At 36.6% G+C, this 12,635-nt stretch carries 15 protein-coding genes and 1 rRNA gene; 5 read left to right on the plus strand and 11 right to left on the minus strand.

Going from position 1 to position 12,635, the window contains the following annotated elements; genetic code table 11:
* Nucleotides 1-193 precede the first annotated feature (193 nt).
* The 3 genes from rrf to BMZ99_RS24600 all read left to right on the plus strand — a co-directional run bounded on the left by rrf (nt 194) and on the right by BMZ99_RS24600 (nt 2,985).
* A 5S ribosomal RNA gene (gene rrf, locus BMZ99_RS24590) occupies nt 194-310 on the plus strand.
* A gap of 135 nt (nt 311-445) precedes the next feature.
* Complete coding sequence (locus BMZ99_RS24595; protein ID WP_090944304.1) at nt 446-1,714, plus strand: MFS transporter; 1,269 nt, start codon at nt 446-448, stop codon at nt 1,712-1,714.
* Between the two features lie 179 nt (nt 1,715-1,893).
* Nucleotides 1,894-2,985 carry an HD-GYP domain-containing protein gene (locus BMZ99_RS24600; protein WP_090944307.1) on the plus strand — a complete coding sequence of 364 codons (1,092 nt, stop codon included), beginning with the start codon at nt 1,894-1,896 and terminating at the stop codon, nt 2,983-2,985.
* Between the two features lie 106 nt (nt 2,986-3,091).
* Here the strand turns inward: BMZ99_RS24600 and fba are convergent, their stop codons facing one another.
* The 4 genes from fba to BMZ99_RS24620 form a co-directional block, all read right to left on the minus strand.
* A complete protein-coding gene (fba, locus tag BMZ99_RS24605; protein ID WP_090944310.1) occupies nt 3,092-4,021 on the minus strand; it encodes a class II fructose-1,6-bisphosphate aldolase in 930 nt (309 codons plus the stop codon).
* A 136-nt stretch (nt 4,022-4,157) separates the two neighbouring features.
* Nucleotides 4,158-5,042, minus strand: a complete 885-nt coding sequence (locus BMZ99_RS24610) for an RluA family pseudouridine synthase (RefSeq protein ID WP_090944313.1) — start codon at nt 5,040-5,042, stop codon at nt 4,158-4,160.
* 193 nt (nt 5,043-5,235) lie between these two features.
* Nucleotides 5,236-5,454: a hypothetical protein gene (locus tag BMZ99_RS24615; protein ID WP_245755147.1), complete on the minus strand. Its 219-nt coding sequence runs from the start codon at nt 5,452-5,454 to the stop codon at nt 5,236-5,238.
* Nucleotides 5,455-5,538: 84 nt separating this feature from the next.
* A complete protein-coding gene (locus BMZ99_RS24620; RefSeq protein ID WP_090944316.1) occupies nt 5,539-6,963 on the minus strand; it encodes a recombinase family protein in 1,425 nt (474 codons plus the stop codon).
* A gap of 247 nt (nt 6,964-7,210) precedes the next feature.
* Between BMZ99_RS24620 and BMZ99_RS24625 the strand changes: the two genes are divergently transcribed.
* Nucleotides 7,211-7,390 carry a hypothetical protein gene (locus tag BMZ99_RS24625; protein ID WP_090944319.1) on the plus strand — a complete coding sequence of 60 codons (180 nt, stop codon included), beginning with the start codon at nt 7,211-7,213 and terminating at the stop codon, nt 7,388-7,390.
* A gap of 254 nt (nt 7,391-7,644) precedes the next feature.
* Here BMZ99_RS24625 and BMZ99_RS26625 read toward each other — a convergent pair whose 3' ends face one another.
* The 6 genes from BMZ99_RS26625 to BMZ99_RS24650 all read right to left on the minus strand — a co-directional run bounded on the left by BMZ99_RS26625 (nt 7,645) and on the right by BMZ99_RS24650 (nt 11,575).
* The gene (locus BMZ99_RS26625; protein WP_175490698.1) at nt 7,645-7,797 is read right to left on the minus strand and encodes a hypothetical protein; all 153 of its coding nucleotides are present in this window, start codon (nt 7,795-7,797) and stop codon (nt 7,645-7,647) included.
* A gap of 490 nt (nt 7,798-8,287) precedes the next feature.
* Nucleotides 8,288-8,428: a hypothetical protein gene (locus BMZ99_RS26630; protein ID WP_175490699.1), complete on the minus strand. Its 141-nt coding sequence runs from the start codon at nt 8,426-8,428 to the stop codon at nt 8,288-8,290.
* 826 nt (nt 8,429-9,254) lie between these two features.
* Complete coding sequence (locus BMZ99_RS24635; RefSeq protein ID WP_090944323.1) at nt 9,255-9,899, minus strand: hypothetical protein; 645 nt, start codon at nt 9,897-9,899, stop codon at nt 9,255-9,257.
* A gap of 142 nt (nt 9,900-10,041) precedes the next feature.
* On the minus strand, nt 10,042-10,500 hold the full coding sequence (locus BMZ99_RS24640) for a CBO0543 family protein (RefSeq protein ID WP_090944326.1): 459 nt from the start codon (nt 10,498-10,500) through the stop codon (nt 10,042-10,044).
* A 26-nt stretch (nt 10,501-10,526) separates the two neighbouring features.
* Nucleotides 10,527-11,060, minus strand: a complete 534-nt coding sequence (locus BMZ99_RS24645) for a hypothetical protein (protein WP_090944329.1) — start codon at nt 11,058-11,060, stop codon at nt 10,527-10,529.
* 245 nt (nt 11,061-11,305) lie between these two features.
* Nucleotides 11,306-11,575, minus strand: a complete 270-nt coding sequence (locus BMZ99_RS24650) for a hypothetical protein (protein WP_090944332.1) — start codon at nt 11,573-11,575, stop codon at nt 11,306-11,308.
* Nucleotides 11,576-11,916: 341 nt separating this feature from the next.
* Here BMZ99_RS24650 and BMZ99_RS26635 point away from each other — a divergent pair, with 341 nt between their 5' ends.
* Nucleotides 11,917-12,081, plus strand: a complete 165-nt coding sequence (locus tag BMZ99_RS26635; RefSeq protein WP_175490700.1) for a hypothetical protein — start codon at nt 11,917-11,919, stop codon at nt 12,079-12,081.
* 327 nt (nt 12,082-12,408) lie between these two features.
* On the opposite strand, the gene BMZ99_RS24655 is transcribed toward BMZ99_RS26635, so the two are convergent.
* Nucleotides 12,409-12,635: IS3 family transposase (locus BMZ99_RS24655; RefSeq protein ID WP_139214845.1), on the minus strand; the 227-nt coding region annotated here is incomplete at its 5' end.

The following is a 12,635-nucleotide window of genomic DNA, read 5'->3' on the forward strand; positions in this document are numbered from 1 at the left end:
AAACAAGTTAGCAGCTTGGCTGCTAGCGACTAATCCTAACTGCGTTTGCTTATAGCGACATTGTAAAGTTGTAATGATGTTAGCATTTCGATGCTAACGAAGCGACTTACACCAATCTTTTAACAAAGATTGGGTGCGCTGCTTCTGTGAAGTTTTGAGGGAGCATACTCTTTGAGATGTTTACCTCTGTATATCTGGTGGCGATAGCTAAGGGGTTCCACCTGTTCCCATACCGAACACAGTAGTTAAGCCCTTATACGTCGAAAGTACTTGGTTGGAAACGGCCTGGGAGGATAGATAGTTGCCAGTTTATTTAAAAAGGCATTCACTTTTGTGGATGTCTTTTTATCGTCCTATAAATTAACTTCTTATTTTAAGTAAATGCTAGACTGAAATGTTGTTATAATAATGAGATGTAAGAAGAACCTTATTCAGGAGGAAAAAAATGATAAAAGTGAGTATTTTTAAAGGTTGGCGTGAAAGATTTGATTATCGCTGGACGATTGTAATGGTTATGTTGTTTGGTTCCATTATTAATTATTTAGATCGTGTGAACTTAAGTATTGCTAATACGACAATTGCAAAAGAGTTTATTTTGGATCCAATTCAAATGGGACTGTTATTGTCTGCATTTATGTGGCCATATTCACTAGCAAATTTGCCAGCAGGATGGCTTGTAGATAAATATGGAGCAAAGAAAATCTTTCTATGGGGAATTCTTATTTGGTCTTTAGCTACTATTGCTGGAGGTTTTGTTCAGGGCTTTATGTCCATGTATATTACTAGAATGATATTAGGAATTGCTGAGGCACCTTTTTTTATCATTGGGGGACAAGTTACACAACAATACTTTTCTCATGAGGAAAGAGGAATAGCATCTTCTGTGATCAATTTAGGACCGAAGATTGCGAATGGTTTTGCCCCGCCTTTATTAACCTTTTTAATGATTTGGATGGGCTGGAGAGGTATGTTTATCAGCTTGGGTGTTGTTGGCATTATCGTTGCACTTTTATGGATAAAATATTATAAGGAAGATGTAAATGATTGGACGACATCCCCCGTTCAGCAAGAGTATAAACCAAAAGTGAATTTTTGGGCATTGTTTAATCATCCTACCTCCTGGTGGTTTAATATTGGAAATATTGGGAGTTCCTATGTATTTTGGCTATACTTTACCTGGCTGCCGACGTATCTGACAACTCATAGAGGAATGAGTTTGACTCAGGCTGGGTGGGCAGCTGCAATTCCATTTATTGCAGGTGTGATTGCAGTACCGATTGGTGGATGGATATCTGATTATTTAATACGAAGAGGAATGAATGTGATTTCTGCCAGACTGGTTCCAACAGTGGGTGGTTGTATATTAGCAGCTATTGCTGTAATACCGGTGAACTATATCCAAGATACGACTTGGGCTATAGTTTTAATTACAATTAGCCTTTTTGCTGGTGCACTGCGCGTTGGTGTTTTATGGGCCCTTGTTGGTGACTTAACTCCACCCGAAGCTGTTGGTACTTTTGGTGGAATACAGAATTTTGCCAGCTTCATTGGTGCAACATTAGCACCAATTGGTACAGGATATATCTTACAGACAACAAATTCCTTTGATTATGTATTTGTTGTAAGTGGAGTATTATGCCTTGTTGGAGCAATTAGTTATGCGCTTATTAGTAAAAAGATTAGAAGTGAAGATCTTTTACCAACAAAAAAGTAGAATATAACTTACTTTTTTTGAATAGTGGGTATATTTTATATAGATAATATTGCAGAAAAAGTCGAATAATAAGAAGTATTTATATTTACAATGATTAGATTCTTTGACTATAATAGACACAGATCTACTTATTCGTATTCGAATGAAAAATATGAGTTCTATAATTTGAGGGGTTTAATATGCAACGAGTTTCAACAAGTAATTTGCAGCCAGGTCAAGTGATTGGTAGGGATATATTGAATGCAGATGGAGATGTATTACTAAGATGGGGAATCGTACTTACAGAGAAATATATTAAACGTCTCATTGACCTTGATATTTATTCTGTATATATAGAAAATCCTTATATTAAAGATATTATTATTCCTCAACCAATTAATGAAAGAATTAGGATTAAGGCAGTCAAGATTTTAAAGGAGAATTTTTTAAGGATAAGAGCTAATAAAATTCTTGATATTAGAGAGTTTTCTGCAATTGCTAATCTTGTAGTTGATGAAGTGTGTGCAAATAGGAACTTACTTATACACTTAACAGATATTCGTGCTTATGATGATTATACGTTTATACATTCTGTAAATGTCTCTATATTAGCTGTTTTTGCAGGAATAGGTTTAGGCTATGGCGAGACAAAGTTGAAGGAGCTAGCTTTAGGTGGATTGTTACATGATGTTGGCAAAATGTTTGTTCCTAAAGATATACTTAACAAACCAGCTAAGCTAACTGAAGCTGAAATGGAAATTATGAAAGGCCACTCTTTACTTGGCTTTGAATTACTGCGAAAGAATCCTGAAGTATCTTTACTTGTTGCCCATATGGCCTTTCAGCACCACGAAAGACCAAATGGTTCTGGATATCCAAGGGGGTTGCAGGGCGATGAGATACATGAATATGCTAACATTATTGCAATTGCTGATGTATATGATGCCTTAATTTCAGACAGACCTTATAGAAGAGGCATATTGCCTCATGAGGCCTATGAAATCTTACTAGAATTAACTAGGACGCAATTAGATTTAACCATATTGAAAGTTTTCTTTAAATATGTTGCGATTTTTCCAGTCGGTAGCCTTGTGCAAATTAATACAGGAGAAATAGGCGTGGTAATTGAAGTAACGCAGCAATTTCCCCTTAAACCTAAAATTCGTATTATATTAAATGCTAGCGGCCATGCGGCAGATAAAGTTTATGAAATGAACTTAAAAGATAGACCAACTCAATTTATCATAAAAGTTTTTAGAGAAGAAGAGAGAATCGTTTTTCCTCCGGTATAGAAAAAAGCCCTTATGCACATTAGAATTATGTGCATAAGGGCTTTCTAGCAATATAAATATACGTGGCTATCTAAAAAAGCTGAGATTTATTATCTCAGCTTTTTTACTACAGACGGTTACTGCAGTTTAAAACATTTTTTATTTTATGTTTTACCATATTCTTAATTGCTTCTCTAGCGGGTTTTAGGTATTGGCGAGGGTCAAAGTCACTAGGATTATTTATAAAATGTTCACGAATAGAAGCTGTCATAGCCAATCGTAGATCGGTATCGATATTAATCTTGCAAACACCAAATTTTCCTGCGCGTAATAGCATATCTTCAGGTACACCTTGAGCACCTGGGATATGTCCACCAAATTGATTACATTTTGCTACGAACTCTGGAAGCACAGTAGATGCACCGTGAAGTACTAGCGGATAATTAGGAAGTAGATTTGAAATTTTTTCTAATCGTGCATAATCAAGACTTGGTTCACCTTTAAATTTATAAGCTCCATGGCTTGTGCCAATTGCAATAGCAAGAGAGTCACAGCCTGTACGTTCAACAAATTCTACTGCTTCATCAGGATCTGTATAAGTTGCATCTTTGGCAGATACTTTTACAGCATCTTCAACACCGGCAAGCTTACCTAATTCAGCTTCTACTACCACACCATGAGCATGTGCATATTCTACGACCTTTTTAGTTAAAGCGATATTTTCTTCAAAAGAATACTTTGAGCCGTCAATCATAACTGAACTAAAGCCACCATCAATACATGATTTACAAATTTCGAAATCATCCCCATGATCCAGATGCAATGCAATAGGTAAACCTGAATCTTCTAGCGCCGCTTCTACTAATTTTGTAAGATAAATATGTTTTGCATATTTACGAGCACCTGCAGATACTTGGAGAATAAGTGGAGCTTGCTCCTCTTTAGCAGCGTCAACAATACCTTGAATAATTTCCATATTGTTGACATTGAAAGCGCCAACTGCATATTGACCGTCATAAGCTTTTTTGAACATTTCTTTGGTTGTAACTAATGGCAAAGTAATTCCTCCTAAAAGTTTTTTACTATGTTAATTATACCAGATTTTAGCAAGGTTGTGTACAAAAAAGTATACTAAAAGGTGATTGTTTTTAGAGGTAGTTCTTTGTATCCTTTTAGTCCTAAACAGTAATAAGTTATTTTCTATTCTCGGAAAGCTTGTCAATTAGGTTTGAAATGTCATTTGAAAGTTGGCTGGCTACATCAATGACTTTACCTGAAAGAGGATGCGTAAAATAAAGTCTGGCCGCATGTAACGCTTGACGAGCGATTAAGTCCCTTGTCCCCCCGTATAAGTCGTCTCCTATAATTGGATGACCAAGATGAGAAAGATGGACTCGAATTTGATGAGTACGTCCAGTCAGTAGTGTTAATTGGACAACACAAGCATTTATTAATGGTTTGAGTACTTGATAGCAAGTTGTGGCAGCTTGTCCGTTAGGATCAACGATACGTTGGATAATACTATCAGGATGCCTGGCAATGGGAGCATCTATGATACCTTCTGAGGGTTTTAAGATGCCTGTTGCAAGTGCGAGATACTGCCTGTTAATATTTTTAGCACCATTTAAGGATAATAGATGCTGAATATGAGGATATTTTGCAATTAATACTAAACCAGAGGTATTGCGATCTAAGCGATGGACTGGATGAAAGGCATGAGAGAGTCCCTGCTTATGAAAATAATACATAATGGCATTTCCGAGTGTACTTGCATGTTCAGATGTTGTTGGATGGATTAACATTCCAGCTGGTTTATTAATAATAAGCAAAGTGTCATCCTCATATGCAATATCCAAAGGAATATTTGTAGGTACGATATCGCAAGGTTGCGGCCAATGTAATGCAATGATATCACCAGGTTCAATTACATATGCTATAGTAACTTCTTTTCCATTGACTATGATAGAACCTGTGTTTTTAATTTTTCGCCATATTGTGAGCGAAAGACCAATATAAGAGTGTAAGTATTTCTTTATTGGCATAGGCGATAAGTCTTGTGGTACGATGAGATCTAACATAAGTGCTCCTTAATTAGTAGTATTATGCTTAGTATGCATTATTTTCACTAAATATAGCAAGAGTTTCTCTTCATAAATAAACACAAAGACAATATGCTGATTTACAGCATAACAAGGAACACAAATAATGTATAGGATTATTTGTGTTCCTTATGTCTTTGTGCTTATAGAAGAGAAATACCAATACTAGATGCTACATTAAATTTTGTGCCATCGTTATAAGGTGAGCAATATGTTCTCGTTCCATGTTTAAGGATTCTTGGAAATAGTCATTCATAGGGTTGCCACGTAAGCTAAAAATATGTTCCATTCGGTGGTGACGGCGTAATAAGGCAAGTAGGAGATAGATGACAAATCCACGCTGTAGGCTGAGTTGTCGTTCCTTTGTAGTGTGGATGTCTCCTTCTCTCATACTATACTTCTTTATTGACGCACTCATTGCCTCGTCATGCATAGATATAAGGTGAATGATATAGTTCCAATATAGGAAATTGCCTTAAACCTTTATGGTATATACGATGCTGCCGTTTTCGCGTTTTGCAAAAACCTTAATACCGTAAGCAATTAGCAGACGTCGTTTCTCTTCAAACGTTGTAGCCTTGAGAATATCTTTTGAGCGGATGGATTTGACAGAGGGGATAACAGCAAGAGCACTAATAGCATTTTTAGTTGCTGCGACTTCTTTGCTAATGGATTGTAAGTCTTTTTCTGCTGCTTCTGTTTCTAGTATTCCGTCAGCAACCCATTTAATGATTGCGGATTGTCGCTTCTTTAGTTTTGTCAGTTGTTCTTCAAGATCAACTTTAACTGCAGTGGTATCGGTAGTGTTATTTTGATAGATTGATAAGCCTCGCTTACTTTTAGCGGTCTCCGTTAACTCTAACCATACTGCATCATCCAGTTCTTGTGAGGAAATGGTTTTGCGGTAATCACATTCATGACCGTTTATATACGCACTACAAACATAGTATCGGTAGTCCTTATTGCCTCGATGATAATTTACTCCGCGCATGGCGTACCCGCATCCGGTGCAGCGTATGATGCCGGATAATAAGTAATCATGTTTGGAATTACGCTTTGCAACAACCTTGTTGATACGGCGGCACTCTACAGCTTTTTCCCACGTTTCACGATCAATAATGGCCGGTACGGTGATGGGGATCCATTCCGATTTATCCCGAATGCTTCTTTCTCGTTTTTGGGGACCTACATTTTTTAGATACTGCTTAAAACTCCATTTCGTACCTGCATAGGTTTCATTGGAAAGCATGTAGTCAATCGTAGCAAGGCCGAACGGTTTACCTTTACGATTTAGTACGCCCATCGATTTTAATTCTGCATATAGACTGTTTACACCGTAATTTCTTGTGGTATAGAGTTGGAAGATGAGTTTTACGATTTCTGCCTCTTCAGGATTGATGATACACATGGAATTTTCTTTATCATACGTATAGCCATAAGCATCGTCATTAAAGGTAAGTTTACCCGAAAGAGCCTTTGAGCGTTTGCCTCTTATCGTGCGTTCACGAATCTTTGCTTTTTCAAATGCTGATATGGCTCCGCGAATCGAAAAAAACAATCTTCCTTCTGGCGAAGCATCATAATCATGAGTAATAAAAATAAGCTGTGCGTTTGCCTTTTCGATTTCATCTGCCAAAAGTAACTGATTCGTCAAATTACGGCTCAGACGGTCAGGATCATAGACAATGACATTATGGATCAGCTTCGCTCGCAAATCGTCTCTGAGTTGTTCTAGGGCGGGTCTTTCGAGATATTCTCCAGAATAACCATCATCTATATATTCAACGATTCCTAATCCATTTTTCTCAGCATGTTCACGGCAAGTTCGGATTTGATCATTAATGGAATAACCTGTTTCCGCTTGCGCATCTGTTGATACGCGGGCATATATGGCGTTCATTGGTAGCCCCCTAACAATGGATTGTTTTAATAGTACTTTATAGATGTAGTAAGAAAACTCCTTCAAGTTCATTTAATCTCTGTGACTATTTTGCTGTAAAAGTGGGATAGCAATTGTATTAGAATAAGTGAGATATTAATAATAGCTAAAAAGCTACTGTAAGTTTTCTTTGAAGAAAGACTAAAAATAAAAAATCAAAGTAATGTTGGAAAAGCAGTAATTCATACCTTATATGGGAGGGGTGGGAATGGCAGTTGAGTTTCAAGGCTACTGGTCAGGTACGTTTGAAGATTATAAAGCAGGAAAAGTAACTCTGCAGATGGATATGCCGGAAGAATCAATTAAGAAATTCTACCGTATTCTTGCCCAAATTAAGGGGTATAAAATAGTGGAAGAGATTGAGCCGGAAGAGCCTCCGGCAGCGTAAAAAATGGACAAGTAGTAATTACCTTGGTTGAGTTAGATTTGCGACCTACAGTAAACGTAGGTAGGCATGCGGCTCTGTTAAAGGCATTGGCTTATTGCTGCCTTTTAGTGAAGAGCTTTTTTGCCTATCTAAAGGAAAAGCTAAAAGTGTGGGTGAGAACATAGCTGGCAATATCTAATGGTAAAGAGCAATGGTTAACACCAGCACCTTTCATTACATTGAAAAGCCGCTTCATTGAAGAAGCGGCAAGCATATTAGCTTGGCATTTGATTGTTACTTATTACGAAGCTCTCATAGTTACCTTTAGCTTGTGGGTCCGTATTCACAGTGTCTATAGGATCTTGATTTTCGGGAACTATTTCAGATTCAGGAATACTTGAATCCATTTGATTTACTTCTTTTTTCATAATGATCATCTCCTACTGGTAGTGTAACCAATATGAAAGTTTTAATAATTTACTTCTTTATAATAATTAATATATTTATAAGGGCACGAGATTCATGTGCCTATGTAAAGAAAAATGCGTTTATAGCGATACAACGCCAAAAGTAAATCTGCTCTAAGGACATACTGTTTTGTACCGTATCAGTTTGTAGAACCTGCCGCCTAGTAATGGCTAGCTGCAGTCATGCATTACCTTTAGAGCAATAGTAAGACTGTACGGAGACTGTTTCAGTAGAGTTTTTAGATTATAAATCCGATAGGCCAGCTGAGAAAAAAGATCCAGCTGATCTTACTCAATTTGGCTCAGTGATTTTCACAAAGGAAAAGATCCCTTTCTAGTCGAGCCTTCAAAACGGAAGCGGAGCGCAAAGAAGGCAGAAAAGCTGACGCGGCGGGGCAGGACGAATAAAAGAAAAAGCCCGAAGGCTTTATTAGAGTAAATAAGTAGGGAATCAACTAACGCGGACAGCAACCTTGTCTAGGCCAGCAAGCTTTCCAAGGCCAACAATTTCCTCTAGGCCAGCAAGACTGTCTGGGCCAACAGAAGTATCTAGGCCAACAGCCATTATATTGATGTCCATTACAATTCCCATTATACCAGTAGTCTTCTCTAGGCCAGCAGGACCAAGGTCGACGATAATAATTAGTATTATATCCTAATCCGAACTCATTTCTAGTGCTAAGGACTTCTTTCCACTCTTCAATTTCAGGGTCTTCCCAATGATAGTCCATTTAGTAGTACACCTCCTAATTTCTATAGGAACATTTGTTATACATAATATGATTTATAGTAAATAAAGGTGATTAAGCAGTTATCAATTTATTTAGAGAGTAAAGGGAGCATAAAAATACTGACTGCTCAAAAGAAGCCAGCCAGTAGATCGTTGCTATGTAAGCAACAACAATTTGGAAGTGTCCTAATGTATAGTATTCCTCACATTTAGTTTGGTGTTTGATTTGTAAAAATTAAAAATGGACTGCTCTTTGAACAGGCAGCCATTTTTAATGAACCAATCAAGATTAACTGGAGACCTATTACATAATATGATACTTTACAAAACATGTGATTTTATAACTATAATTTATTTTTAAGAAATGAATACGTCGTAAATTACCGCATCCTAGCTAGTATCATATATCAGGATTCTAAGTGTGAGGTAACTATGGGAAGGGCGAGTATGGGAAAGAAAAAGTCAGTCACTTTTAAACTCCTCTGGAGTTCCCCCAAAACTAAATTCGTACCAGCAGTTATTGTAGATCCACTAGTATGAGAATAGTCGTTAAAAGAAAAATTAGTTTCAGGTATGTTATCTTCTTTTTGAACCATTATATCCAATAATAACTAAATAGTCTATGAGGATGATAGTAGAAAGGTAATATTGGGGAGACCGAGAAAATAAAAGACCGTTAGCTAGAGTATTATTGACTATCTCCTGTATCACCTTGTTTTTTTCTTTGTTCATCTAACGGTTTCATCACTGGATGTAACCGAGCTAAAGACTGTGAGGTTTGTTGGGTTGATTGATATTGATCTTCAAAAGAAAAGATAAGGGACGTTGCTGCCTTTGCCAGAAAGCCAATAAAAGAAATCATCAGGAAGTTATCGAAATTAGAAAAGTTATCAAACCGTATTATACCTAGTATTGCCAGTAATGGCGAAAAGACAAATCCCATAATTGCAGATGCTCCTATATTCCATACTGCATAGCTTTTCCATGAGTAAGCGTGTTGATATATAAGCATATAGTACATAGGTAACGCAGTAATATCGTAAAGAAAAATACTTGGTGTCATTGGCAGAATGAATACTGTATGTGTCCAGTAATTAAAGTTAGAGCCTATGATATCGACTACAACAGCAAATACAGATATGAGAGATCCGAATAAGACTGTTTTGGTTAGTCTTGTCTTATCCATTAAGGAAAAACAGAGAATGTAAGAGAAAATAACAAATCCTATTGCTCCCCACCATTTAATAGATAATAGATCTTGTGTAAACCATTTTGTAACCGCAATGTTATGAAGCATAGACTTTGTCTGCATAATTATTTCTATCGTATCCAAGAGAGCACACCCTTTGCAAGCAATTTAAAAGTTAATATTTTTAGTAAAAGTGATTATAAAATATTATTGGGCTATATCTTATAATTTATCCAATACAGCATGAAAAATCTGAACTAGCGAGTGATACAGAGTGCGGATCGTCTTATTTCAATAACTTTTCTAGTTGAAGAATTTTATGATATTGATAAAATAAAAAAAATAATATCCAGTCAGATAGATAAGAGTGCCAAAGTGTCCATCCGTTATAATGGCTCATGTGTCCGGTATACAAGTGGATATATTCTATCGTAATCGCCAAGGCAGTCCAAGCGAACCAGTAAGAAAACATATTAAAGTTTGACTGCTTTTGGGGAAGCCATTGGATAAAGAGATAAGTAACAATAATGTAAACATCAAAATCGTCCATGAGTTTTCTTATAATCTTTGGTTCGTTTCCGTAATACTCCCAATAGATTACATGCCAATCAACAATTTGTTCGCTAATTAAACTTAAGCATAATGCAAAGGCACAAACGGGGATCATTTCTTTCCAGCGTGCTTTATCTGCAAATAGTAACCAACAAGTCCAAGCAATAATAAAACGAGCGTAGAAGAAGTCCATATAAATCAATCCTTAAAGTCGAGTTTTTAGTCTTTTGTCTTGTCTTCTTGCGGATCCGAAAGAGGCTTCGCTGCTGCTGGTTGTATGTTATTAGCGATCATGTTTTTGACGCCAAATAGAGCATTATCCTGCCACATCTGATAACTGTAAATGCTTGCTGCATGCAGTAAAGTGATTGGCAATGATAAGAAGGGGGAAATGCTAAAATTCATAATACCTCTACTAGGTAAAAAGTAATCTAGTAGGAAAAAGTTAAATCCTATATCGAGTATTGTATTAGTAACCATGTATGTAAAAAAACGTCCATAGGTGAACTTAAAAACCCATACAGTTAATACAGGCATGGCACCGTAATAATAGGGAATCATTTGATAAAAGGGAAATGTTGATTCTTGAGTAGCCCAAAAACCTAACGTAGTACCTACGTCATGAATTATAGTAGACAAAACTACGGTAAACATTGCAACAGGCATCCAACGCCTAATTTCACCGCTGTGAAGAAAGAAGAGCGAAAGCCAAGGAATGAGAAACATTGACCACATGATAACGCTATTGCTCAAAATGAGTCACTCCATTACTCGTTAATTAAAAATAGTTTTAGCTTACAGCTTGGTTTATATGCAGAAGGAAATGTATGAAAGCAATACCTGCAACCATGGGCAAGTCTAATTGCCTGTAGTGCGAAAAAGATAGATACTGGATTGCTGCCGGAAACGTTATGCCTGGATATTAGATAACATACAAGTAATCAAGCCGGTATTAGTTAGAGGGTGGCAGAGACTTTGGAATTGGACGGATAAAGCTATTATGGTGTGGTGCTGACAGATATAATACCAGCATTATCTGTAATAAATATATCCAAAATATCTTTAAGATCGTCTGCTAACCCTATGTTATGGCGTATGCCTATGTCATTCAAAGCAACTTGAAGTGCCGCTCGAAATGTAGGCGTTAAAATTATAGATGGATTAGGAGAAATTATTGCACTAAGGTTTCGATATAGAAAAACTTCTACTGCATCGACAACGTCAGGACCTATATTGATTACTGTTTGCTGAAATAAATCATTTTCCATGAGCACACCTCTAATAAGCTTATAATACCTAAGATATGAATCTCGAGTAGTTACGGTGAGTATAAGAATTGAATAGTCGACGATGGCTACTTTAAGTATGTTCAGAGAAGCAAAAAACGGTGTATGCCGAGAAAGGGGTTGAAGAACTGAGAGCATATATCCCTTGTAAGGGTGTATATAAATCCAAGCCGTGTAGGGAAGTCGAAAATAATAAAAGCGGATGCGTGCTAAAATATTATTGTGAGTTAAAACTTTTAGAAAATGTATAATGTGGTGATTATAAATGCATAAAGCTAAGATTAACAGTTGCCAGATGGTGATATTAATAAGGATGGTGAGTTATGAGTGTAGAATATGATTTTGAAGATGCGGTAGAGTTACTAGAAGCATTCAATCGGGCGGGCATCAGTTATCGAATACATGAAAATGAAAAGTTCTCCTTCCATAGTGATAACGACCGACAATGGGCCAAAAAGGTTATTGAAGAATTAAAGAAGAAAGGTTAATAATAGAAGATTATTGAGACCTCCTTTAGGGAGTTAATAGAAACATTATCTGGAATGCAATGTATAAAAAAATAGGTGGGGGTAGAAAGTATGGGGACATTTGCATTAGATATAACATTACAAGATATAGAGCGCAATGCGATAGTTGCTGGAATACCTGCAAGAGAAATTAATGAATTCTTGGATATGCTTTGAGAAAATTATTAGTTTTAAAGTGATTAATTTACTGACCGTCTTACCTTATTGAAGTGCCCCCTGTCAAGTAGACAGTATAAAAACAAAAAGTTTTATGATGCCAATCATTGAGTTGTGGTTGGCATCATTTTTTTATGCGGCTGTATTCAAAAGATACTGTCTATACTCTAGTGGAGTCATACAGTTGAGCCTCTTTTGATATCGATGATTATTGTAGTACTCTATGTATTCGTTGATCGCCTTTTCCAAATCGTCGTAGGAATTGAACTTTTTAAGATAATACATCTCTGATTTCATCATTCCCCAGAATGCCTCCATAGGACCGTTATCTATGCATCTTGAGACCCTGGACATGCTTT

The sequence above is a fragment of the Pelosinus propionicus DSM 13327 genome (assembly GCF_900114615.1).
In the GTDB taxonomy this organism is placed as follows: Bacteria; Bacillota; Negativicutes; order DSM-13327; family DSM-13327; genus Pelosinus; species Pelosinus propionicus.

Coding starts and splice junctions, on each gene's coding strand:
- BMZ99_RS24595 (WP_090944304.1), top strand. CDS start 446: ATGATAAAAGTGAGTATTTTTAAAGGTTGGCGTGAAAGATTTGATTAT.
- BMZ99_RS24600 (WP_090944307.1), top strand. CDS start 1,894: ATGCAACGAGTTTCAACAAGTAATTTGCAGCCAGGTCAAGTGATTGGT.
- BMZ99_RS24610 (WP_090944313.1), bottom strand. CDS start 5,042: ATGTTAGATCTCATCGTACCACAAGACTTATCGCCTATGCCAATAAAG.
- BMZ99_RS24615 (WP_245755147.1), bottom strand. CDS start 5,454: ATGAGAGAAGGAGACATCCACACTACAAAGGAACGACAACTCAGCCTA.
- BMZ99_RS24620 (WP_090944316.1), bottom strand. CDS start 6,963: ATGAACGCCATATATGCCCGCGTATCAACAGATGCGCAAGCGGAAACA.
- BMZ99_RS24625 (WP_090944319.1), top strand. CDS start 7,211: ATGGCAGTTGAGTTTCAAGGCTACTGGTCAGGTACGTTTGAAGATTAT.
- BMZ99_RS26625 (WP_175490698.1), bottom strand. CDS start 7,797: ATGAAAAAAGAAGTAAATCAAATGGATTCAAGTATTCCTGAATCTGAA.
- BMZ99_RS26630 (WP_175490699.1), bottom strand. CDS start 8,428: ATGGGAATTGTAATGGACATCAATATAATGGCTGTTGGCCTAGATACT.
- BMZ99_RS24640 (WP_090944326.1), bottom strand. CDS start 10,500: ATGGACTTCTTCTACGCTCGTTTTATTATTGCTTGGACTTGTTGGTTA.
- BMZ99_RS24650 (WP_090944332.1), bottom strand. CDS start 11,575: ATGGAAAATGATTTATTTCAGCAAACAGTAATCAATATAGGTCCTGAC.
- BMZ99_RS26635 (WP_175490700.1), top strand. CDS start 11,917: ATGAGTGTAGAATATGATTTTGAAGATGCGGTAGAGTTACTAGAAGCA.